Origin of the sequence: Fibrella musci, assembly GCF_041321105.1 — a bacterium.
Classification (GTDB): Bacteria; Bacteroidota; Bacteroidia; order Cytophagales; family Spirosomataceae; genus Fibrella; species Fibrella musci.
Genome location: NZ_JBGGWD010000009.1, coordinates 102000 through 126120 on the forward strand (window position 1 = coordinate 102000; position 24121 = coordinate 126120).

Consider the following 24121-nt stretch of genomic DNA (forward strand, 5'->3'; position numbering starts at 1 on the left):
CGTTGACATTTCTAAAGCTACTCTGGCTTGAGCCATCTTTAACAGAAAAGTCACTGTATGTCAAACTCAAACTGAGAATTCAGAGACAGGTACCGAAACCGCATTTAAAGCTATTGCTGATCGACCGAGTTTTAGTACGTCAGAAATTCTTTGCTGTTGTGAGCATACAGGAATATATAACGCCCCATTCAAGTCTGGCCTTCAGACCAGATTTTTTGGCAAGTCGGGGCGGAGAGTCCGCAGCTACTTATTTACATCGGCCTCGTCGCAAAGCGCCGTCCGCTCCAGCGGTCCGGTCACAATTCAACGTCTCAGTTTGAAAGAGTTGTTTGGGTCCAGGAGGCTGAGCGATGACCCTTTTTACGACGTGATTAAATTGAAAACATGCTCTCGTGCACTTATTGAAAGTAGGTGAGCTGATCTATGTCCGCTAAGAGGTTCATAGCCCGGCTCGGCAGACCGGGCGTTTTTCCTCTCTGATAAGCCTGGGTACGTTATCGGCTCCGATTTTCAAGGACCCACCGTCCTCATCCGAGCAGTATGTCAAGAAAAACCTACCCCGCCTGTTGAGGGAGCTTACAAGAACATGCTTGTTGACCTCCTTAGGCTTGCTCGTCGGCTCGAAGAGGCCGCAATTTGAGTATCTCAGAGAGAGCCTTTTGTGAGACACAATTATCTACTTTAGTTTTTGCTATGAGCAAAAAAGGAACGGCTAAAATTAGCCGTTCCCACTTATCCGGTGATTTTCAATGATTGTATTGAGTCATCAACTAGTTCTAGATGATAACTCAATACAATAGGGCTTCCGGGAAAATTTCCGGAAGATTCTGCCTTTAAAATGCTTTCTGTTTCTTCAAAGCTGACGGGCTTCATTGTAGCCTTATAGCGCTCATTGGCATCGGCAATCCAATCCGCTATTTCTCCTCGTCCAGTGTGCGTTTTACCCTCATCGAAAACTACAGCTGTTTCGGAAAAACAATTCGCATAGGCAACGCTATCAAAGTTGTTTTGTGCTATTACTAAGTCTGTGATTACTTTCGGTAAGCTCATATTATTATTGTTGACGGGTATTAAATTGTTGGTACCGTACCGCCATCGATGACAAATTCGGCCCCTGTTAAATAACTGGCTCTTGGTGAAACAAGAAAACCTACTAACTCAGCTACTTCTTCCGATTCGGCAGGCCTGCCATAAGGGATTCCACCCAAGGCATCCATGACACCTTGTTGCGCTTCTTCTACTGTACTGTTCGCATTTCTGGCAATCTCGCCCAGCCACGCTTTTGACGCTGTTGTATTGATCCATCCTGGCGAAACAGTCAGTACCCGCACACCCTTAGGGGTAACTTCGTTCGATAAACTTTTACTGTAGTTTCTCAATCCTGCTTTTGCGGCAGCATACGGCAAAGTAGAATCGTGAAGCGGCAATATGCCCTGGATCGAAGCGATGTGAATGATGACACCACTTTTTCGATCGATCATCTGTGGCAGAAATCCTCTGTCCAGCCGGACTGGAGCCAACAGGTTAGCCTGTAGCGTCGATTCCCAATCGTCATCCGTTAGGGCGACATAACCGCCAGCAGGCGTAGATGATCCACCGAGGTTGTTGACCAGGATGTCCAGCCTTCCGTAAGTTGATAGCACTTCGCTGATTACCTGTTGTGCTCCTTCTGCCTTACTTAAATCGGAAGGAATGAAATGCAATTGGCTATTTTCTTTTTCAGGTGCGTTTCTTGCGGTAATAATGACCGTTGCACCCGCTTGCAAAAGTCTTTCTGCAATCGCTCTTCCGGCCCCTTTTGTCCCTCCTGTTACCAAGGCAATCTTGCCCGACAACTCATTGTTGAAATTAAACTGATCCATTTTATTGCCCCGCTTTTAAGTATTAACTATAGGACAAAAGTGGGGTGTAAAGGAAGTTTAGACAAGTACGGCATTACGATTCATATAGGGATAAATTTATCCCCTATTGTACAAATTGGTACATACGTTTAGTTTTGCAATATGTACGAGCGAAAAATACTACCGAACTTAAACTGTGGTCTTGATTTGGTCGGTGAAGTTCTTTACGGCAAATGGAAAATCCGTTTGTTGTGGTTTATCAATGAGGGTCATAAACGGCCCAGCGAACTACAACGCAAAATCCCCGATGCTTCCCGCAGAGTTTTGACTATTCAGTTGAAAGAACTGGAAGACCACGAACTGGTTACGAGAAAAATTTATCCTGTTGTCCCACCAAAAGTAGAATACAGCCTCACCGAATTTGGCAAGACGTTGATCCCCGTAATTGCCGCCTTAGGGCAATGGAGCGATGAACACGAAGACCGTTTGCGAGATGTGATTTTAAAACAAGCTGTAAGTTCTGATTTAGACATACTCCCTAATTAGTTAGTCTGTTTATCAAGGGTAATCCATATTCAGTAGATAGACTGCATAAATTTCATCTCACAAATCGCCCCAATTGTGAACCAGTACATAAACGCTCATTCGTCTCAAGTAGGCAGAAACGCCTATCGGTGAAGTTACCCTAAGCTCTTTCCTCAGGACCTGCACTTAGACGCTGTTTTTTAGCCCCACTTCAATGTCGGGTTTTCGATGCAGTAATTCAGCGATGAAGTCTATCTTGTCGGCAGGCGAAATGAGCACGCTATCGAATCGATTATAGACTATTTCCAGGCGATCTAGAGAAAGAGCCGGGGAGCTAATGGGGTTTCGGGTTTCGCTAATATTTTTGATGGACATGATGGGTAGCGTCTGGTGAAAAAAAAGTCGGCTCGTATGTGAAGGGTGTTTTTGTCCAGTTTATAGCGTGTGGTGCTAAACAAGTGCAGGATCAGTAGGGAAACCACCAGTATGATAGCTGCTCCTGGCCATACCCCTTTGTAGACCATCAGGCTACCCAACCCAACCAGTAAACCAGACAAGGGAATCGCGAGCTCAAGTCCTATTTTCGATTTATACGTTTTCATGGTTTGGGTTTTTCATCGATCTACTTACTGCCCAAGAGTTAAGATAGGGAAAAGCAACTATTGCGCAGCTAAGCGTGAAATAGGACTAGTTGTTCGTCTCGTATGGGAGCCTTTAACGAGAAAATGTTGGTCAGACCAATTTGCTCTATAAGTTGTAGATTAGCTCACTAACTTAGTCGGCGTGTCCACTCCGATTCAGTATGACCAGTCGACAAGCGCTCAGCCGATATTACCTGACCCTAGTGCCTTTTTTAGCCGCTGCTGTGGCCTTAGGGCTTGGCCACAGCAAACCCCAACTTTATCTACCCATCTGGCTGGCCCATGCTATCCTGATGGTGATCGCCGTCTGGGAACTAGGGAAGCAGGGCTTCACCAGTCTTGATCCAGGGCAAAGACAACTCGGGAGCGTTGCCCTGTTGGTCATTATTCCCTGGATTGGATTCACCGTTTTCGCTGGCATGGGCCCTCCCCCAACCTCCATTCCCGAATGGGTGAATACCGCTACCGAGCAACAGATACGTTATGCGCTGCTGATCGCAGGCGGACTGCTAATCACGGCTGGGTTTGCCTTGCTGGCCAACGATCTCCGCCGAGGCGGGGAGAAACACTATTGGCTACTTGGCTTGCTGGCCATGGGCGTCGCTCTGCCTTTGTTCATTGCCAATATGGCCTATTGGGGTAGTTTTTTGACAGAGTCCTTCTCCAACTTTTCAGCTGCTTCAATAACGAAAAGACCAGATTGGTACCTGGCGATGCGTGCTCTTTTTACGTGGATCAGCGGGATAGAGGTAGCGCTTTGGTACTTGGCTACGGCTGCTTTCGCGCGGGCGTTACAACAGGCTGGCTGGTTCAAGCCCAGCGCTTGCCGACTCTATATAATCGTCGCCCTACTCGGCACTTTACTAAGTGTGTTACCTTCCTTTTCGATTGAACCACTAGTGATTGCGACGTATCTAGTGTCTATTCCTGCTGTTCCCTTTATCATGCCTTATTTGATGGCGCTTAATTTGTTGACTCTTAGCAGTTCTACACCTAGCAGGGCTCAGTAACGTAAAGTCATGGCCGCTATTTTGACTCACAGGAACGCCTCTCACGAAAACGCCTGTATTGATGAGCAGATCAGACGCAGATCATGAGAACTCCCTCGTCTCATTTTGGAGCGTTTGCTGAGAAGAGTAGCCTTTTCAGAAGCTTCCAAGGCATCGCCGCCAATCACGCTAAAGCGTTCTGCGGAAACGTTGGCACATATGGTGATTGATTAAAATACAATTTGGCTTCTACTCCTTAAATTATATTTTTCTAATTTGATTCCTATAAATATGGTTATTTTATTAGACGAAAATTATATTCAAAATACTTTGTTTAACTTGTCACATATCGTAAAAATACAATTAGGCCTGAAAATCTTTCTCGACTTGGATACTCTGCCCTGAAACAGTTAAGCCACTCATTATGGTGTAAAATATACCCGCTTTTGCTGATTTATAACAATGTTCTTCTAAGCTATTTGATTGAAGGAAATCATTATTAAGAGCAACATAATATCGCTTATCACTTATACCAAGTCTAACAATTTTACTTTTTTCTACACCCCAAAATATAACCTGATCAGTTGGTATAGGAATATGAATAGTTATCCATTTTTCCTTAACAGAAGTATAAGATTTAGTTCGTTTAAAAACTCTAACCTCAGTTATATCACCATTATAAATTAAGTTAAAAACCAATTGCCAATCACTTAATTTATCATTATGGATAGCAGCTGAAACTTTAATTAACAAGCCTTCGAGCAACCCTGAAATGACCTCAATATTGATCAAATCAAATAGGTTAATCACATAAGAACTTTGAGAAAGCGATACTTTCATGCTGTTGTATAAGTGGCCATATGTTAAGCTAAAGAGGATAATCACACCGCCAAGGGTATGTAAATTGAGCTTGACTAAGACCTAATTGATTTAATAAATTATTCACTTCATCTAAGCTGTTAAGGTAATATCTTCTCTGGTTGAGTTTGTCTTCTTCACCAAAGTACTTGTCCATTAATCCTTCCGTCAGCTCAAAGTCTAGGACTGAGTAGAGATGGTCAGGGATTGTTTTGTCAACTGGCGAATGGTTAGAAGCAGGATAGATAGCTACCCATCTTCTACAACCCGGTAGAGTAGCCCTTACTTCAGTTGTTACAAAACCTTTATCATAAATTAGTCGGTTTAGAACACTCTCAGAAATCATTTTTTCTATTGTATAATTAAACGTTATGTTCGAAAGCTTTGGCTTAACAAGACACAATAAAAGTAACAGATTTAACCAATTTTGTATACAATCCTGATCTTACAAACGTAGTACCAACGTCGTGCGTTTGTAAAACTGCCTCAGCGGTAGACTTTTAAAGCGTCCGTTTTGTGAGACGGTTCGTTCACAAGACTTCACAATGATCAACTTGAGTTTATCTCGTCGCAAATCGCCGTCTCACGAATCAATGTTTCAAATTGAGCGAGTTGCCTGAGTACATGAGGCTGAGCATGGCCACTTTTACGACGTGATTATATCGAAAGCATGCTCTTATGCAATGCAATCATCGAAAGTAGGTGACTTAAGTTAAGTCCGCTAAGAGGTCCATAGCTTAGGCTGATTAACCGGTTCTCCTTTCTGACAAGCATGAGTGCGCTATTGGTAATAGTTTACGAAGATATGACTGCCTCATTCGAGCAGTATGCTAAGGCCAACCTCCCCGCCTGCTGAGGGAGATTACGAGACGGTAAATATAGATCAATGTCGAAACGCCGGGCAGGTAACTTTGCACTAAGACAGTAGTGGTGTCACTGGCTGAGTGCCAGTAATAGATAAGGACCATTGGCGTCCGTTGCTTCACTGATTGGAAGCCACCCTTGAGAATAGTAAAACTGTAAAGCGTTTTGATTCATCGCTTTGCACTTAAGGGTAGCGGGTCGGCCTAGTTGGGTTAAACAGGCCTGTAAAAGCGATTTACCTACCCCTTTTCCTATGAAAGCAGGATCGACAAACAGAGAATGAATGAAGTTGTCGGGTGGCCACCAAGAAACAAACCCGATAGGGTGCTGTTGGTAAATAGCGACTAATATAGATTCATCTTGCGTAGCCAGGTCGAAATCCAGTAAGCCGAAATTCGATGGGTCCACCCACGGAAAAGCAGTTTGGCGAGCTTGGTAGTAAATGCGTCTTAAGTCCGAGGTATGGTGAGGGCTATAGCTTACAATCGGCCAGTTCATCTACAGGGAAGGCTGGTGTTTAGTCAAGGTAATGATATAGGTGTAGCTTTGTATAGCAGTACCTTAAGATCAGGTCTACGTCCGCAACATGCAGCACTGAAGCGCAGGCCGGTCGTATCGGCCAATAAGGCAATCAACCCCCATCCGTAAAAGTAGTTGGCTAATCCGATCTGGAGTTTATTCTTACCGACCTTCAGGGACAATCGTATCGTCGCGTTCTCCAAGGTGCAACGACCGTCTGGCTCCGCATTTGGCATGCCGAAGTAATTCTTATGCACACAGACGATTTGTCCATTGGCAAAAACCAGACCTCCTCATTGAAACCCAGTTGGCGCAACGTCTCCTGAGCCCGATCTGACTCCAGCGTCGTCTCCAGCCAGGCCCCTCGTCGCTCATCGTTTTTAACACCATCATAGCGGGTAGACAGATTGACTATTGCCCGGTGGTCAGCCTCTACCGCGTGCCATTTAGCGGTACTATCGGGCAAGGCAGCACGCCAAGTTTTCGGTGCACTCAGTGGCTGTACTGATTTCGAATTGGCATCAGTACAGCCTTATCCGTCGCGGCCCTGATCGCACGTCGCGTTCCATCAAAACCCGTTCGTTGCTCTGAGTTATCAGGTGAGAGCGGACCTTTAGCCTTTTTCTCTACCGGCAAAAGATTACCTGCCCAATCATCGGCCACATACGCCCATTCCACCCGGAAGTGAAGGCCCCATTTACTACAAATAAGGTGATTGGTACGTATTGATGGTTAGCAGGTTAGGCAAGTATAGACCCGCTTCATCCGGGCTCATAGATTAATGTCGCCATAACTGAAATAGCCTTCAAAGTGATGGGCACCTACGTAGCCTTTATAAGAATCATAAGCGCCAAGAATAGGAACCGAGTATCCCCCGTGCATCGACATAACTTCGTTCAGCCCGTAGCCATCAGGGGCATACCGGATGTCGTAGAGGTAAACCCCGCCGGGGCTAATACGTACGTTGCCACCGGGTCCATAATAACTATGGTATGACTGATATTCCGACACTGGGGAGGCAAACAATAGTGCGGTGGCGCTACTCCAGGGTATGCTTAGGCTGCTGGCTCCATCGGAACAGTCGATGTTGATACCCACGGCCAGGTCTTTATCACCGGAGCTAGGCTTTGCGCCCCCTAACGATATAAGCCGTCCGCCCGCTCGAAACGCCGTGCCCGACCGGTGTATCCATGGGCCGTCGTCAAGACGGTAGGCAATGCCCTCGGGCATGATCAGTAGCGACGACAGCAACAGCAGCAACCCCTTGCCCTTCGGTTTGATCTGGGCCGTCACCGTAACGGGGGTGGGTTTAACGATGCCAGTCGGAGTCGTGTAGGTGTTGGTCGAGACGGCCCCGGTACTCGCCAGCCGTCCGATCTTCTCCGAGATGGCCCATGCTACCACGGGTACGGATTGGTCGGCGTGCAGGCGAACGATGGGTTCATCTTTGACCAAAGGTGCCAGCATCTCGTCTAAAATCAGGGTAGTGTGCACCGCCAGTTTCAGCGTTTCACCCGGCCGAATGCCGCACCGCTGGGGCGTCAGAACAACGGACGTAAAATAGGTCCAATCGCTGAAGTGGGTAGTTTCAACGGTGATCGTTTTAGCCTGTTTATCCAGCACGAGGCCGGGCATGGCCATCCAGACGCCCTGCTCATTCTGGTAGGCAATCTGAAGGGCTTCAGCCAAACTAGCCTCCAGATCGGCCTCATCGTAGGTAAAGGTCAGCTTCACGGGCTTGGCAAATTGCGTGCCGTGAGGTTCCAGCCGGTAGCCTGCTCCTTTTCCAGTGGGGTTGGTGTTGGCGATAGGAACGATCTGAATCGTTTCGTCACCAGGCAGCGCCCCTGCCGGAATCTGAATACGAACACTGCCGTCTTCAGTTGTGAGGGCGCCGCCCGCCGGTCCCACGGTGGCGCTGACAGCGGGCATCCCGTTCGGCTCACCAATTAAGCAGACCAGCCCGCTCGGGTCAAGCGGCGGTTGGGGATCTACAATGACGGGGGAGGCCGGGTCAACAGGTGTCAGACAACTCGTCAAGCTAGCTAGGCATACCCACCCGGCCAGAAAATAAGCATGAGCTTTCATGTGCTTGTTACTAGATTAGTATGTGTTGTTAAGTTTTTCGTCGGTGTTACTCTTATCTGTTACTTGTCCCGAACCAGTCGAACCGGGGTCAGTTCGGGAAAATAGCTGATGGCCTGGGGGGTAAAACGGGCGTAGGTGCGACTGGGCATCTGGATCAGGTTGAACACCATAGGCTCGTCCTGACTCGTCTTGTCGGCGATCCATAGCACGCAGTTGGCACCTTCGCCGTTATTCGTGCCGCTGGGTCGGCGCACGTCAGCCGGCATGGCGTTGAAGCCCGACTGGTTGTTGGCGTAGCCGTCCTGTTTCATCCAGACATTGGGCGCCATCAGTTTACCCAGTAGCTGTCTGGAGGTTAGATCGTCACCGTCGGTGCCCCACTCGTAGACGGTCAGCCCTTGCGACCGGAGCAGTTTCTCGTAATCCTGCCGGGAAGGAACCCGCCAGCCGGTAGGCAGGGGTATGCTTTTCAGGTCGTTGTAATGCATAAAGGTGCCGTACTGAGGCTTGGCCGCTTCCTTCAGGCTACCAGGGCCCGCGTAGTTGGTGGCCAGCCACTCCTGGTTGCCGATGCTGACCGTAGGGTAGTAGAGGTCGCCAATTTTTACCGAACTGCCGCCCGTAATCGGCGAGGTAGACGGGAGTCCGGTAGGCGACGTCGCACTGCCACTGGTTACTTTCTTGTACTCCACGGAGTAGCGTCCATGCTGATCGATAATGGTGCCCGTCAGTAGGTTCGTGGCATTAGGTATATTGGTCGCCTGCGGCTTTTCCCAGACTGTCTGATAACTGCGCAGTTCGTTCAGGCTAATCGGGTTTTCCTGGTAACCCGAGGAGCGGTTGCTGAAGACGCGCATAGTTCCTTTCTGGGCGTGGAAGGTAATCGAGGTCGGGCTGGTCTTGTACTCGAGTGTACCGACGATCCGGTAAAAGCGCTGCCGGATTTCCGTGCTGGTATTGAATACTTCCGTGGTGTATTCAACGGCATTCTTCCCGTCTTTGGTAAAGACCATCGTACGAAACTCAGCGTATCCCTGTTCACCCTGGAAGGTTTTGTTAGCCCAGTTGTCGGTCAGGGGTCCGTCGTTACGGCTGGAATACCAAGTGCCTACGTACTCGTCGGGGATGGCGGTGTAGGGGGTTTCGATGGGTGAAGTTCCCGGATCGTCTGGATTAGTAGGGTCCGGAGCCACTCCATGTTTACAACTGCAAAGTGTGCCGGTCAAGGCAGTAAGCAGGACGCATGCGGCCAGCGTCAGGGTTCTGAGCGTAGTCATTAGTTAATCTGTTTGGTTGAAAAAGAAGATTCGGTGTCTCAGGACGGCTCAACGGCGGGGCGTTTCCGGGCAGCGGCCGATGCGTCTGACGGCCACAAAATTGAGCGGGTGGATTTGGGTACCGAGGCTATGGTCTACTGAAGCGGAAGAGATTCCGCCTGAAATTGAGCAAAGACGTACCCAACCAACACACACTCTTTTTTCCCCGTCAAATCGAAGAGCAGATCGGAAAACGGCCGTCAGCAGCGGCTTGTCACCCACCGGATGACGCCCCCCGGGTTGCCTGGTATGCAGGGGGTAGTTTGATCACTGACACGTTGATGTAGCTGTCGCGACGCTTCAGTCGACGTAAGTGCAGCTTCGGTAGCTTGACCCTCTGTCAAGGCACCGGCACCGGACACCTTTGTCCAATCAAACCAAAACAATCTGCTCATGCAAACTACAAAAGCACCCGCCACCGCGTCGGTCAACTCACGCACCATCACCAACCCTATTTTGAAGGACGAAGTGGTTTTTCTTGAAACCAGTCGAGAAAGTAACGGCTATTATACCCTGGTCGAAGTGAGTCTAGCCGCCGGTGGAGGCAATCCCCTGCATTACCACGATGCCTTCTCGGAGGAGTTCACCTGCCTGGAGGGGGAACTAAGTATTCAAGTTGGCGACCACGTTGTTCGCCTGAAGCCAGGGGAATCGGCAACGGCCCCTGCTCACAGTAAACACCGGTTTTTCAACCAAAGTAATCAGGCCTGCCGGTTTCAGTGTCGGATTTCGCCAAGCTGCCCCGGTTTCGAACAGACGCTTCAAATCATGTACGGCCTGGCGCGCGATGGTCAAACGAATGGTCAGGGTATGCCTAAAAGTATGTACGCTCTGGGATACACGGTGCTCATCAGTGGCACGTACCTGACGGGGTGGATGTCCGTGATGCAGCCCCTGTTGCACTGGTTCGGCAAGCAGGCTATCAAAAAAGGGATCGCTGCCGACTTGCAGCGCCGGTACGTAACCATCCGATAATGGCCGGAGAAAACCAGCCAGTAGCCCGCAGGCCGTCTGGTTGGTTTAGCTTTTTCATACCTGCCAAACCGCCTCTGTTACATATCTTTGATTAAGTCTTATTCCTTCTCCAAATGAAACAGTGGGCCAAATTTGACCGCTTCGATTTCCTGGTCTATTCGCTTAACTATCCTGCTGTCATCGTTGCCAATTACATCATCTTCGGTCCGGTTTATTTTCGAGACCGGTCGTTGTTTATCGGGGCCACCTTAATTATTAATGTATGGGGGGCTATTGTGTTTGTCGTGTTGACGACCTGGATGAAGTATATGCGCTTTCGGTACGGATCTCCGGATCAGTTCGGGCAGCGCTTACTGTACTCCATGCTGATGTACGTAGGGTTTATGATGACCACGATTCTACTTGTCTACTGGATGTATGACCGACTCGGCTACCCCTATAAACCCGAAACGATTCCCTGGATCTTGATGATCTGTTTCGTTACAAACGTTACTTCAGCGGGATGCCACGAAGCCATTTTTACGTATAATCAACTGCGGCAAAGTACCCAGCGCGAATACCAGCTCAAGCAACTGCACATGCAGCAGCAGATGGACGTGCTCAAGCAACAGGTCAACCCGCATTTCCTGTTCAACAGCCTGAATACGTTGCTAACGCTGATTGGTGAAGACCCTCGCAAAGCTGAAGTCTTTACCGAAGAGATGAGTTCGGTATACCGCTACGTGTTGCGCGCCAACGAACAGGACCTGACCAACCTGGAAGTAGAACTGGATTTTATCTATTCGTACGCCCATTTGCTACGTACGCGCTACGGGGCGGGCTTTGCTCTGCACATTCAGGTCGACCCGCGTTTCCGGACATTCCAGCTTCCGCCCCTGACCTTACAGTTGCTGGTTGAAAACGCCGTGAAACACAACGTAGTACTTGCCAATAAACCCCTGACAATTACCATTCAGACGGACGAGCTGGCCAACCTGCACGTTCAAAATAATATTCAGAAGAAAAAACAGGGCGTAGTATCGAATGGGGTGGGACTAACCAACATTCTGGCCAAGTACGAGATGCTGGGTCAGCCCAGGCCCTCTGTCCGGGAGGAAATCAATCAGTTTATCGTAGCGCTCCCTCTGATTCCAGCCTGATGGTCCAGCGCGTCAGTTCTTTAGCCAATCCCAACGAATCGCTCAAATTCTACTGTTCCATGAATATTCTACTCGTTGAAGACGAGGAGTTAGCCGCTCTTCGGCTGGCCAAAATGCTCGCGGAAACCGATCCGCAGCTACACGTTGTGCATACTACGCCCAGCGTTGAAGCCACGGTAACGTACCTCCAGACAAACCCATCTCTTGATCTAATTTTCATGGACATCGAACTCGCTGATGGGCAGAGCTTCGAAATCTTTGACCAAACACGGGTACTGGCACCGGTCATTTTCACGACCTCCTACGATGAATACGCCATCAAGGCGTTTAAAGTCAATAGCATCGACTACCTGCTGAAGCCCATTAAGCAGTCCGAGTTGGTCACCAGTTTGCAAAAATATCATCAGCTCCACCAGCGGTCCGAAGCCGTTCCACTGCCTCTGGAGGCCATCGACGCCCTAATGCAGCAGCTGCGCCAGCAAACGCAGCCTGCCGAATACCGACGTCGATTTCTGGTGCGGCACTTGTCACAGTGGATACCCATCGACGTAAATGAGATTGCTTATTTTCATTCGGAGGAGCGGGTAACGTTATTTCGCACCGCGAAAGGGCAGAAGTTCTCAGTCGACTACACGCTGGACGAGCTGGAAACGATGCTGGATCCGGCCCAATTTTTCCGGGCCAGTCGGCAGTTTATCGTACACGTAAAGTCGGTCCAGCAGATCCATCCTTATTTTAACAATAAGCTTAAGCTAATTCTGAATCCTGTCACCCACGAAGACGTACTGGTTAGCCGTGAACGGGCAACTGATTTCAAAAAGTGGATGGGTCGATAAAGGAGGCTCATCAGGCCTAAGCGGTACATACACGAGACACTGATTTTACCGAGAAGAATGTATTGGTCTCTAGTTAAGGACGTGTCGACAACGCAATGAATTCTTACGAGACACAAGCTGGTTAATTGCCAATCAAGAACCTCCACATAGTCACCCATTCGACTACAGCTTGTGAACTTTCAGTGCGTACCAGCCGCCTGAATAGAAAGCGTTAGTCCAATCAGCATCTGCTATTCAGACCGGCGATTGAGCCGGTGAGCCTGCAAGGCTGGCAACACCCATACCGAGTGGATCGCTGCCTTGTCTATTCTTTCTTACATAACTCGTTACACCTGGGCAAGTACGTTCGACAGCAGACCAACGCCGTTCGGCGTTCGAGATCATCGACGCTTGTTCGGTTGTTGCTCCACTTCTGGTTGCTACGTCATTGGTGCCAGGTATGCGCACACGAGTTAGCACGTCTGAGGGTTTATGCTGCCCACGTCGTTGTTACTCACTAGCAACATCACGATCGATTTCTATAACTCTTTAATAGCCAATAGTTTACCAACGGCTAGTATTTACTCTATAGCGCCCGCAGTGATGTCGCATTCGTTCGTTTGCCCAGTAGGAATCACATTGGATTCTTAGCCGCCGCCAAGCCTGTTGGTATCTATGTGATAGGGCATGAATGGCGCTCAGCGCTCCCCGCTGATCTTGATCATCAGTCTAGGGGCTGGCTCATACATCACTTTTGCCGCTTTGGTCGGCAGCTTAGTCGCTTCAGTAAAGCCCTGACTCCGTCGGCCTGATCCGGTATTCACCTTTGTGGCTGTTCAGTCACTGATCGGCTTGCTCAAGCTATCGGTACGCTCGTGCAAGATGGCTATTCAAGGCTTCCCTCGACTGCCTGATCTTGATACGTAGCAGCCTACTTCGTCAACGGATGTGTATAGGCGTGAACATAATTTCAACCAGTTAATACTCTCCACAACTCAATGAAACCAACTTACTACCTGATCGGGGCGGTATGGGCCTGCCTAATGAGCTGCAAACACGAACCTGTTGTGTCACCCACGCCAAGTAAACCGGATGTTGAACAACCGACATTTCCCGCTCAGCAAACTCCCAAGGGCCAGCCACAAGGAGCCGCTGTAACCCAGACCATAGGCCCGGCCGGGGGGAGTATCAGCCTACCTGATCAGCACCTGACACTTCACTTTCCGGCTGGTGCGCTCAGCGCTAACACTGTCATCAAGGTGCAGCCTCTCCAAAATACAGCGGTAGGTGGGATAGGCCCAGCTTTTGAGCTGGAACCTAAAGCTACGCTTCTTCACAAACCCATCGACATCAGTTGGCAGTATAGCGATGAAGCGTTGAACGGCACAGGGGCTAGCGCCATTGGTCTGGCCGAACAACTGGAAACGGGTGAATGGTTGGGTGGTGGGCGCATGACGCTTGACCAAGCCAACCGGTTGTTGACTACGCAGTGGACCGCCCGCAACTTGAGCCGACCAGTAGCCTACTATGCTCAGTTCTATCTTAAGTATGCAGGCGATGAAGTCGTGGTCAATCAGCCCATGGGTTTAACCGTGGCCTTCCAACCTAACCATAGCGATGAGCTTGAGTCCATCGAGCGCAATACACTGCTGGCAGCCCTGCATGTCTGGGAGCCCGTTGAGGGGGCGCTTGTGGATAACTGGCGGATCAACGGGGAAGACCCGCTCAACCAAACCACCAACCGCCAGGGCAATCTAGGTTATCAAGGTCAGGGGGAGAAAGCCACGTACTTTGCCCCTAGCCGAGTGCCACCCCAGCGGCTTAACCCCATCGCTATCAGCGTTGAGCTAAAGACCAACAGCCGACGTAAAGTTATCTTGGTAGCCAACCTGACGGTTGTCGGCGATAATGCTTTTCAGATCAATGGGACTACGTTTGCCAATCCCCACACCTGGGTGTCTGCCGCAGAAGGCGGGTACATGCACATCTATTTAGAAGCTGGCGATCCATTAGAGCCGAACCATCCCGGCGGTTTAGGAGCCAGTCTTGAACACTACCATGGCCCTGGCACCTATGCCATGCGAGCTGAGGATAGCGAAAATTTAATCTCGGCCAGTGAGCCCGGCAAAGAGGGCAAACTGTGGAGTGCATATTACCATCAAACAAGTCCCCCCTATGGCACCGGTTATGGTCACGGAACGATCACCATCACATCCCATGACCGTCAGACGGGCGTCATCACGGGTCACATCAGTGCAGGGCTCTACCATCAACCAGATCGTGGTCGTGCTCCAAACTCAGCCAGTGCGAGCGGCCGCTTCCGTGCTTTCGTGCAAACGGGCTAAACTCCTGCTTACCTCTTTTTCGACGTCGAGTCTTTTAACGAGGAAAGCAAAGTGAAAGCTGGAGGAATCACCCTATCTAAAATCCTCCGATGCCGTTCATGCTGATTCGCTCGGGCTCTCGATAGCTCTATGCCTATGGGCTTGATCCACACACCTATCATTCCTAGGTACGTTACTACTGAGTAGCAATCAGGGATCGGTCACTATACGACGCTTTACCTGCTTGGCTCAGGTTCGTAATGCTTATCGGGAGGGGATAGGCGTCTGCCAACGTACCCAGTTAATGCTGATAACGGAAGACGGGCTCATCAGCCTTCTCTTGTCGAGCCAAGGCTGCGTGGAGGATCTGACTTTATTTGCCATGAACCGGCAAGTCAGCGCTCGGCAAGCGGGTCGATCGCGTTTTGGCGTTTATTTGACCCGATGGGTGTAGGTTGATCGTCGAAGTGATGGAAAGACTATTCGTTTTTACGTCAACCAGCGACTGGCTTACTAGTTACCTACCCCATCCCGATCAGCTCTTATCGTTGGGCTAGCTTTCGGCGCTGACCTGCTTGGCCGTAAAAACCACGACAGGCTGTAAAATCGACTTTTACGTTTCGTTAATATTCTTTTACTAGCCTCCAACACATCTCAGCATAAAGACTGATAGGTTTGCCGGCATTCATTGGCATCAAAAAAAGAAAAATAATGAACTACGCCCGCGTATATGCTTTACTTTTCCTATCTGTTTTTCTCACTTCCTGCAGACAAAACCAAGTAAACGCACCAAAAGACAATAACATCAAGTCTGAAATTAAAGACATCGGGCCTAACATAATGGCTCGGAATATAAAAGAAGGCATAAACGGCACTATTTTGATCGCGGGACCGAATAACGCATCTCTTGGTGATGTTTTTCGTTACGACGGAACATCGTTTACTAACCTTACCAGTAAACTAGGTTCACATCGATTCTGGAATGTCCTGGAAGATCGACGCGGAAACCTTTGGTTCGCTTCCACCGATTCAGGCGTTTATTATGACAATGGGAAAAGCATTCAACATTTCACAACCAGGGAGGGCCTGGCCAATAATTCAGTCACGTCTATTTATGAAGACAAAGCCGGCATTATTTGGTTTGGAACTGGGGATGGCCTAAGTCGTCACGATGGGAAATCGTTTCAGAATTTTACGTCTCCGAACGCCCCACTTTTTTATAAAGAAGGAAGTTGGAATAATGATATTCACACCATTATTGAAGATAAAACAGGGAAATTATGGGTTGGCACAAGGGGCGACGCCTTTGTTTTTGACGGAAAAAAGTTCACCACGTTAACCCATAAAGGCGAACCCTTTCTCGACGTTTGGAGCATACTGGAAGATAGAAAAGGTCATATTTGGCTTAGCGGCTTTAATGGTTTTAAAGTAAGCCAGACCGGTGGCCTCTGGCGCTATGACGGCAATAGCTTTACTAAGGCGTCGGAGAGAGGTGCTTATGCCATAATCCAAGATAAGAAAGGAAATATCTGGACTACTGGTTCAGTAAATCCTGCTAATCCGGATATGCAGGCACTTTCCCGGTATGATGCAACGTCCTTGTATAGTACGAAGCCCATTGTAACCGGAATTAGGTCAGGAAGGGCTTTCTATGGGCTTTCGGAAGCGACCGATGGTAGTATTTGGTTTGGCGATGCGACCGGCGTGTATCGGTATGATGGAAAGACCATCACGGACTTTTATAATAAAGCAGGCCAGAAAAAATATAGCGTAGATACGAAGCAAAGTATTATAAGATGGAAAGGTTCTATGCTACTTGGTGGATGGGACGGGGTTACGTTTCTTGGTGATGGTTCCGCTACAGGGGACGTCGATTTATTAAAAGGAGAACTGTCGATCGAAAACAGGCAGTTAGTGGGTGGTACCGTTGAAATCGATATGACTACAATTGAACAAAAATTTGATGATCATGATCAACGCCCGCGCAACAAATTACCTGCATTTTTTGATGTCAAAAAATTCCCCGTTTCTGCACTCGTCATTACAAAAGTTGAAACATGGAACGATGGACATACAAAAATCCCAACTGACGGAAGCATAAAAAATACAACTGAAGGAAATATACAAATTACAGGAAATCTGACTATGGAAGGAGTTACGAAGGCCATTACTTTCCCAGCCAAAATGCATTTTAAGGACGGAATGGATGGCACTGTCGAAATGAATGGCGCGCTAACCATCGATCGAACCGATTGGGGTATCGGTTATGGATCAGAAAAACACTTTCTTAAGTCTGGCGATGGCACTATTTCGGACGACGTCAAACTGTTTATGAAAATTGTAGCTAAAAAATAGTTGGTTGACGCTGATTGAAATCACCGGCGAAAGGAATTAGATCACCAACGCGACCATCACTTTGTTTTTTGCAGGAGCAGATACTGTCAATTTAGCTGAGCAACTTATTAAGCAATTAAAAAGGAAGTGGACGCTTAGCTGTTTCTCGAAACTCCATTCGGCTAGACAGAGACAGTTTTATCGTCGAACGACGGATACTCGTGCTCACTATAAACAGTTGGTCCGCCGTTGCGGAGGCTTCGCCAGGTAACGTACCTGAGTGAGCCTCCGCAACGGCGGACCAACTATTTACTACCTACTAATTACTACACACCGACTTATCCCAGTGTCCGTTCACGGCGGAGGACTTCGTCGATGAGGCCGTATTCTTTGGCTTCTTCGGCGCGCATCCACTTGTCACGGTCAGAGTCTTTCTCGATTTGTTCGATCGTTTTGCCTGAGTGATCGGCCAGAATCTGGTACAGCTCTTCGCGCAGTTTCACGATCTCACGTGCGGTGATCTCGATATCGACCGATTGGCCCTGTGCCCCGCCCGACGGCTGGTGAATCATCACCCGCGCGTGGGGCAGCGCCGAGCGCTTGCCAGCCGCACCACCTGCCAGCAACACGGCGCCCATTGAGGCCGCCAGGCTGGTGCAGACCGTGGCCACATCGGGGCGCACATACTGCATGGTGTCGTAAATACCCAGGCCGGCATACACCGAGCCACCGGGGCTGTTGATATACATCAGGATATCCTTGCGCGGATCGGCTGATTCGAGGAAGAGCAACTGCGCCACGATAATGTTGGCGATGTTGTCGTCGACGCCCATACCCATGAAGATGATCCGATCGGCCATCAGCCGCGAAAACACGTCGACCTCCCGGAAATTCATCGGCCGTTCTTCAATCACGGACCGCGTCATGTTGTCTACTGTGTGTCGTACATAGCCATCAACCGTCAGGCCATTGAGGCCCATGTGGTGGACGGCAAATTTGCGAAATTCGTCTCCGTACTGCATTGTGTGTGATTAAAGGGAGTTGCGTCCAAGGTTTAAGGCTCGCTGTCTACCGTTGCATTGCCTATTGAGGAAGCATTGCAAACGTTGAACCTTGAACCTACTAATCTAACTAAGGTCTTAATGGGTAAGTTTCAAAACTTATCCGCTACAAAGTTGCGTTCTTAGGGGCAAGAAACCCTGTCATTTTTGCTTGAGATTTGCTCAGTTTTGCTTGATATGAAGCCCCTCAACGCCCCCACCCCTGCCGGCGAACGCATCCGGCTCGCTCGCCTGCAACGCGGTTTGTCGCAGGAAAACATGGCCGATTTGCTCAATCTGTCCACGACAGCCTATGGCGACATGGAGCGCGGCAAAACCGAACTGACGCTGAACCGGCTGGGGCAAATTGCCCAGGTGCTGGGTACGTCGGTGGTAGCCCTGATCAGCGACGAGCCGGCGGCACTGGAGCCTACGGTGCTGGCGCCCAATGAGATAGAAAAGCTCCGTAATACGGTCGAGAAGCAAGCGGTCGAACTGGAAAAACTCCGGCTGGAAGTCGATCATTACAAACGCCGTTACGACGAGCGCGTTGCCCTCGAACTGCTACGGGCCGTGACGAGTCAGCAGCCCGAGCGCGAACGGATCGGCTTTTGATACAGTCTGCTCCGGCAAACAAAAGGCCGGATGGTAAACCCATCCGGCCTTTTACATTTATCAACGATCGGCAATTACTGCGCGTTGGCGCGGTCGCGGAACTCGTCGAGCGTAATCGTCTGATCAACTACCGTTAGGTTCGACTTGATATAGTCGATCACTTTGTCATCGAACACCCGGTTGAACGTCGTGGTGTAGTTCTGGCCGTTGTTTTTCTCGTCCATCAGGTAGTTGCGGGCGATTTTGTCAATGGTTTCTTTCATCTCATCGCCCATATCACCGGCGAAACCGAACTGATCGCGCACCATCTGACGAGTCGAATCCATCACCTCTTCGAAGTTAACGTCGATGTTGGCTTGCTCGGCGATCTTGTTCTTGATGAGTTGCAGCTTGGCCGACTTCGTGAAATCGGGGTATTGCTCGTCGATTTGCTCCGGCGTGAATTTGCCTTCATTAACCGTCAGCAGCCAGTTTTTCAGGAAATCGTCGGGCAGGCTGATCAGGATGTTATCGAGCAGCGCATCTTCGATGTCGCGGCGCAGCAGGTTGTCCGACTCACGGGCGTAGTTCTGCCCCATGATCTCGCGCACTTTCGTGCGGAACTCGGTTTCGTCGGATACGGCACCCACACCCAGCACCTTGTCGAAGAACTCCTGGTTCAGTTCGGCGGGCTCGTGGCGGGTGATGTCTTCGATCGTGAAGGTGAATTCGCCCGTCAGGTTGCCGGTTTCTTCTTTCTTCACGCCTGTTGCCAGTGCCCGGTCTTTTTCGTCGGGGAAGGCAGCCGCCATGTCGAACGTTACGGTTTCGCCTTTGGCTTTGCCAATGAACGTACCCAGCACGTCGGCTGCGATTTTATTGAGGGGTAGTGCCGTTTTGGTTTCAAAGGCCGTTGCGCCTTCGGGAGCCGTCAGTTGCTTCAGTTCACCATATACGGTGTCGCCTTCGGCAATGGCGTCGGCATGCGTGTGTGCGTGGAACTGCTTGCGGAGGTTTTCGATAGTTTCGTCCACTTCCTTATCACCTGCCTCGATCGTGTAGTGGTTTACGCTGCCCAGCGCCGCCAGATCGACGTCGAAGTCAGAAGCCAGACCCAGCTCGTAGCTGAATTTATAATCTTCCTGGTTGTCCCAGTCGATGGCGTCCGCTTCGTCACGGTTGGGCATGGGGTCGCCCACGACCTGCAATTTATTCTCGCGGATGTAGCTCGAGAGGCTCTTGTTCAGAAGGTTGTTGATTTCGTCAACCAAAATGCCTTTGCCGTACATCTTCCGCACTACCGCAGCGGGTACGTGGCCGGGACGGAACCCCTTCAGCGACACCTGCTTACCATATTGCTTCAGTTTCTTATCGACTTCGGGCCGATAATCTTCGGGCTTAAGCGTAATAATCAGCGATGCATTGGTTTCGCTGGCTTTGTCAAGAACTATATCCACGATTCAGACTGGTTTAAAATGAGTGAATGAGCGAATTAGTGATTGAGCGAAAAGGGCCTTGACCATCATTTTTCACTCATTCACTGATTCGCTCATTCGCAATTGACTCTTGTACGGGCGGAGGGACTCGAACCCCCATGCCTTGCGGCACCAGATCCTAAGTCTGGCACGTCTACCAATTTCGCCACGCCCGCAGGACCTATTTTCGGCCTGCAAAAGTAGTTAAAAAAGTCAACTCACCAAAGCATTTCGCTTTTTTGTGTGATCACTTGCGGGGTTTTGCACTCAACAGTTGCATCAGCATCACGACACTGCTTGCCTCGTACGACTGGATCGGCCCCGTTGGGCAGGGAATTCGGTAGTCGCGGTGGGTCAGGTCGCGGTGCCGATCGCGGTTCTGCCAGCCCAGTTGCGCGTTTTTCCTTAGCCAGGGCAGGTATTGACGCTGCCTGTACGTAGTGGCCAGAGGCACCATATACTGCGCAAAAATGGCCTTCAGGATACCCTGTTCGTTGAAATCGCCCTCGGCCGGCAGGATACCGTCGCGGCTCATCCGGTCACGGGTGTAGTCGGCAGCGAGTTTGGCGTCGTTCAGGTACGTTGCCTCATGCGTAATGGCGTAGAGACCAGTCGCAGCCCCGATGCAGGTGCCCTGGTTGTAAGTGTAATCTTCGTAACCGGGTCGGCCCTTCCCGATTTTATGGTCGGCCACGCGCCCGCTCGTCGGCTCAAACAGGTTGGCCCGCGCCCAGGCGTAAACCCGTTTGGCTTTACCCAGGTACGTGGTGTCGTTTGTGAGCTCATACAGGCGTAGCGCGGCAATGACGGTGGGGTAATTGATACAGGCGTTCTTACCGCTATGCTTGAAATTCCAGAACATGCCCCCGTCGACCGAGTCGTACGAGCCCTCCCAGACGTGGTTGAACCCCGAAACAGCCCGTTGCAGGTACGTTGGGTTGTGCGTCAGTTTGTGGGCACGGGCGAAGGCCATCACCCACCACATCATATCGTCGTAGATAAACCAGACTTTGTGATTCGTCCAGTCATACTGCGCATACTGCCTGCCGTTGCCTTCATACAGGTCGGTAATCCGCTGCTGCTGCGCCGGGCTCTGGGTACGTTCGTACACATCCATCGCCATATCCCAGTAGATCGCCTGCGTCCAGATGGCCGCTACGCCTTCGCGTTGGGTGGTGCCGTAGTAAAGTTTCGCCTCGGGATTGTAAAAGGCCTGATTAAAAGCCGCATACGCCCGGTCAGCATCGGCCTGAGTGGGGTTGGGCTGTGCCTCCGCCCAGCCAGACAGGGTAAACAGGAGGCAGATCACGAAGCCGGCGCGGTAGGTCATCGGAGGAGCGCAGAAAAGGGTTGATACGCCTGGTAAAGCAGCCCACGGCGCAAATTGCCCCTTAGACAGGAAATCCATTTCTTTCGCATTTTTTCCGACCTAAGCGTACCCACATTTTGTTTTAATCATGTACCTTGACTGACACGTACAACGACACCACCTTTTTGGAACAACCCCTGATGAATGCGACCGCTGCACCCGTAATTGATCTAGAACAGGAACGACAGGAAATCCTGAAGCGCTACCGCCGGTTGCTTCGGGCGGCGAAACCTTATCTGAAAGATAATGACGCCAAACTGATCAAGAAGGCCTTTAATACCTCGGCCGAAGCCCACAAAAACATGCGTCGGCGGTCGGGGGAACCCTATATCTACCACCCGCTGGCGGTGGCGCAAATTGCCGTTGAAGAAATCGGGCTGGGCACCACCTCGATCGTGGCGGCGCTGCTGCACGACGTGGTCGAAGATACCGACACGACCATTGCCGACATTGAGCGGGCGTTTGGCGAGAAAGTGGCCCGGATCATCGATGGGCTGACCAAGATTTCGGGCATTTTCGAATACGGCAGCTCGCAGCAGGCCGAGAACTTCCGCAAAATGCTGCTGACGCTTTCCGACGACGTGCGGGTGATTCTGATCAAACTCGCCGACCGGCTGCACAACATGCGGACGCTCGACTCGATGCCCCGCGACAAGCAGCTCAAGATTGCGTCGGAGACGATCTACATCTATGCACCCCTCGCGCACCGGCTGGGCCTCAACGCCATCAAGTCGGAACTGGAAGACCTGTACCTGAAGTATGTAGAACCGGAGGCGTATAAAGACGTCGCCAAGAAACTGCGCGAGACCAAAACCTCGCGCGATCGCTTCATAGGTACGTTCATAAAACCCATTGAAGATGACCTGATTGCCTCGGGCCTCCCCTATTACATCAAGGGTCGCCCCAAGTCGATTTATTCGATCTGGAATAAGCTGAGCAAATCGAAAAAACCGTTTGAGGAGATTTATGACCTGTTTGCGGTCCGGATCATCCTCGACGTGCCGCTAGAGCAGGAAAAAGCAGCCTGCTGGCGGGCCTATTCCATCGTGACGGACCATTACAAGCCCAACCCCGAGCGCCTGAAGGACTGGATCAGTACGCCGCGGGCCAACGGCTATGAGTCGCTGCACACGACGGTGATGAGCCGATTGGGGCAATGGGTAGAAGTGCAGATCCGGACCGAACGGATGAACGAAATTGCCGAGAAAGGGTATGCCGCGCACTGGAAATACAAAGGCAACGACACCCGCACGGCGGCCGGCCTCGACTCGTGGATTGGTCAGGTACGTGAGATGCTCGAAGCCACCGAGAAAGGCGACAAAGGCGACACGGCCATCGAATTTCTCGACGATTTCCGAAGCAACCTGTACAGCGAAGAGGTTTTCGTCTTCACGCCAAAAGGCGAATTGAAGGTGTTGCAGCGGGGGGCCACGGCGCTCGACTTTGCGTTTGACATCCACACGCAGATTGGCGCTAAATGCATGGCGGCGAAGGTCAACAATGTGCTGGTGCCCTTGAGCCACGTCTTGCAGAACGGCGATCAGGTAGAGGTCATTACGAGCAACAAGCAGAAGCCCAATGAAGACTGGCTTCGTTTTGTGGTGACCTCAAAAGCCAAGACCAAGATTAAAGACCTCATCAAAGAGGAGAAAAAACAATACATCTCCGATGGGAAAGAGCTGATCAGCAAGCGGTTGAAGATTCTCCGCATGGAAGTCACCAACGAGCTGACCAACCAGATTCGGGCGTATTTCGGCTCAAAAACCACTAGTGACCTGTATTACCGCTTTGGGAAAGGGCATATCGACGTTAAAGAGCTGAACAAGTTCAAGTCGGATAAAGAGGCGAAGGAAAACCGCGCTAACAAGCTCAATACCGATACCCTTCAGGACGGCAAATCGCTGGGTAAGGAGCTGAAGAAAATTCACGGCGAACGCTCCGATGCCGATATGCTCCTCATTGGCGAGGACATGGACAAGATCGACTACACGCTGGCCAAATGCTGCAACCCGATTGCGGGCGACGATGTGTTTGGCTTCGTGACGGTCACCGACGGGATCAAGATCCACCGGGTCAGCTGCCCCAACGCCGTCGAACTGATGTCGAACCACGGCAACCGGATCATCAAGGCCAAGTGGACCTCGCAGCAGGAACTGGCGTTTCTGGCGGGCCTGCGCATTACCGGCACTGACCGGATGGGCCTGGTCAACGACGTCACGCGGGTGATCAGCAACGAATTGAACATCAACATGCGCTCGGTGACCATCGATTCGCAGGATGGCATTTTTGAGGGCAATATCAAGTTATACGTGCATGACACCAGCCACCTGGAAACGCTCATGCGGAAGCTAGCCTCCGTCGACGGCGTCTTCGATGTGGTGAGGTTTGATTGAAAAGGGTTCAAGGTCCAAGGTC

At 50.4% G+C, this 24121-nt stretch carries 20 protein-coding genes, 1 tRNA gene and 1 pseudogene; 10 read left to right on the forward strand and 12 right to left on the reverse strand.

Features of this window, described 5'->3' with window-relative positions; translation table 11 throughout:
- Positions 1-732: 732 nt before the first annotated feature.
- Complete coding sequence (locus tag ACAW74_RS26140; RefSeq protein WP_370701219.1) at positions 733-1050, reverse strand: nuclear transport factor 2 family protein; 318 nt, start codon at positions 1048-1050, stop codon at positions 733-735.
- Between the two features lie 20 nt (positions 1051-1070).
- Complete coding sequence (locus tag ACAW74_RS26145; protein WP_370701220.1) at positions 1071-1862, reverse strand: SDR family oxidoreductase; 792 nt, start codon at positions 1860-1862, stop codon at positions 1071-1073.
- A gap of 141 nt (positions 1863-2003) precedes the next feature.
- Here ACAW74_RS26145 and ACAW74_RS26150 point away from each other — a divergent pair, with 141 nt between their 5' ends.
- Positions 2004-2387 carry a winged helix-turn-helix transcriptional regulator gene (locus ACAW74_RS26150; protein ID WP_370701221.1) on the forward strand — a complete coding sequence of 128 codons (384 nt, stop codon included), beginning with the start codon at positions 2004-2006 and terminating at the stop codon, positions 2385-2387.
- 165 nt (positions 2388-2552) lie between these two features.
- Here the strand turns inward: ACAW74_RS26150 and ACAW74_RS26155 are convergent.
- Positions 2553-2753: pseudogene (locus tag ACAW74_RS26155) on the reverse strand (PH domain-containing protein); the annotation flags it as partial.
- A gap of 415 nt (positions 2754-3168) precedes the next feature.
- Between ACAW74_RS26155 and ACAW74_RS26160 the strand changes: the two are divergent.
- Positions 3169-4017, forward strand: a complete 849-nt coding sequence (locus ACAW74_RS26160) for a hypothetical protein (RefSeq protein WP_370701222.1) — start codon at positions 3169-3171, stop codon at positions 4015-4017.
- A 342-nt stretch (positions 4018-4359) separates the two neighbouring features.
- On the opposite strand, the gene imm9 is transcribed toward ACAW74_RS26160, so the two are convergent.
- From imm9 to ACAW74_RS26185, 5 genes are all read right to left on the reverse strand, one after another.
- Positions 4360-4836 (reverse strand): Imm9 family immunity protein, encoded by a 477-nt coding sequence (gene imm9, locus ACAW74_RS26165; RefSeq protein ID WP_370701223.1) that lies wholly within the window; start codon positions 4834-4836, stop codon positions 4360-4362.
- Between the two features lie 28 nt (positions 4837-4864).
- Positions 4865-5200, reverse strand: coding sequence for a hypothetical protein (locus tag ACAW74_RS26170; protein ID WP_370701224.1), 336 nt, complete (start codon positions 5198-5200; stop codon positions 4865-4867).
- 587 nt (positions 5201-5787) lie between these two features.
- A complete protein-coding gene (locus tag ACAW74_RS26175) occupies positions 5788-6216 on the reverse strand; it encodes a GNAT family N-acetyltransferase (RefSeq protein WP_370701225.1) in 429 nt (142 codons plus the stop codon).
- 792 nt (positions 6217-7008) lie between these two features.
- Positions 7009-8325: a hypothetical protein gene (locus ACAW74_RS26180; protein ID WP_370701226.1), complete on the reverse strand. Its 1317-nt coding sequence runs from the start codon at positions 8323-8325 to the stop codon at positions 7009-7011.
- Positions 8326-8384: 59 nt separating this feature from the next.
- On the reverse strand, positions 8385-9602 hold the full coding sequence (locus ACAW74_RS26185) for an FISUMP domain-containing protein (RefSeq protein WP_370701227.1): 1218 nt from the start codon (positions 9600-9602) through the stop codon (positions 8385-8387).
- Between the two features lie 12 nt (positions 9603-9614).
- Between ACAW74_RS26185 and ACAW74_RS26190 the strand changes: the two genes are divergently transcribed.
- From ACAW74_RS26190 to ACAW74_RS26215, 6 genes are all read left to right on the forward strand, one after another.
- Complete coding sequence (locus ACAW74_RS26190; protein ID WP_370701228.1) at positions 9615-9743, forward strand: hypothetical protein; 129 nt, start codon at positions 9615-9617, stop codon at positions 9741-9743.
- 291 nt (positions 9744-10034) lie between these two features.
- The gene (locus tag ACAW74_RS26195; RefSeq protein ID WP_370701229.1) at positions 10035-10616 is read left to right on the forward strand and encodes a cupin domain-containing protein; all 582 of its coding nucleotides are present in this window, start codon (positions 10035-10037) and stop codon (positions 10614-10616) included.
- Positions 10617-10729: 113 nt separating this feature from the next.
- The gene (locus ACAW74_RS26200) at positions 10730-11755 is read left to right on the forward strand and encodes a sensor histidine kinase (RefSeq protein WP_370701230.1); all 1026 of its coding nucleotides are present in this window, start codon (positions 10730-10732) and stop codon (positions 11753-11755) included.
- 59 nt (positions 11756-11814) lie between these two features.
- On the forward strand, positions 11815-12591 hold the full coding sequence (locus tag ACAW74_RS26205) for a LytR/AlgR family response regulator transcription factor (RefSeq protein WP_370701231.1): 777 nt from the start codon (positions 11815-11817) through the stop codon (positions 12589-12591).
- A 977-nt stretch (positions 12592-13568) separates the two neighbouring features.
- On the forward strand, positions 13569-14915 hold the full coding sequence (locus ACAW74_RS26210) for a hypothetical protein (protein ID WP_370701232.1): 1347 nt from the start codon (positions 13569-13571) through the stop codon (positions 14913-14915).
- A 690-nt stretch (positions 14916-15605) separates the two neighbouring features.
- Complete coding sequence (locus ACAW74_RS26215; RefSeq protein ID WP_370701233.1) at positions 15606-17249, forward strand: two-component regulator propeller domain-containing protein; 1644 nt, start codon at positions 15606-15608, stop codon at positions 17247-17249.
- Between the two features lie 317 nt (positions 17250-17566).
- Here the strand turns inward: ACAW74_RS26215 and ACAW74_RS26220 are convergent, their stop codons facing one another.
- The gene (locus tag ACAW74_RS26220; RefSeq protein ID WP_015333266.1) at positions 17567-18250 is read right to left on the reverse strand and encodes a ClpP family protease; all 684 of its coding nucleotides are present in this window, start codon (positions 18248-18250) and stop codon (positions 17567-17569) included.
- A 216-nt stretch (positions 18251-18466) separates the two neighbouring features.
- Between ACAW74_RS26220 and ACAW74_RS26225 the strand changes: the two genes are divergently transcribed.
- Entirely contained in the window at positions 18467-18883 is a 417-nt protein-coding gene (locus ACAW74_RS26225) for a helix-turn-helix domain-containing protein (RefSeq protein ID WP_370701234.1), read from the forward strand.
- Positions 18884-18957: 74 nt separating this feature from the next.
- Here the strand turns inward: ACAW74_RS26225 and tig are convergent, their stop codons facing one another.
- The 3 genes from tig to ACAW74_RS26240 form a co-directional block, all read right to left on the reverse strand.
- On the reverse strand, positions 18958-20319 hold the full coding sequence (gene tig / locus ACAW74_RS26230) for a trigger factor (protein ID WP_370701235.1): 1362 nt from the start codon (positions 20317-20319) through the stop codon (positions 18958-18960).
- Between the two features lie 112 nt (positions 20320-20431).
- Positions 20432-20513: transfer RNA gene (locus tag ACAW74_RS26235), tRNA-Leu, on the reverse strand.
- A 71-nt stretch (positions 20514-20584) separates the two neighbouring features.
- The gene (locus ACAW74_RS26240) at positions 20585-21667 is read right to left on the reverse strand and encodes a glycoside hydrolase family 76 protein (protein ID WP_370701236.1); all 1083 of its coding nucleotides are present in this window, start codon (positions 21665-21667) and stop codon (positions 20585-20587) included.
- A gap of 179 nt (positions 21668-21846) precedes the next feature.
- On the opposite strand from ACAW74_RS26240, the gene ACAW74_RS26245 reads away from it, so the two are divergent.
- Positions 21847-24099, forward strand: coding sequence for a RelA/SpoT family protein (locus ACAW74_RS26245; protein ID WP_370701237.1), 2253 nt, complete (start codon positions 21847-21849; stop codon positions 24097-24099).
- The last annotated feature ends 22 nt before the right edge of the window (positions 24100-24121 follow it).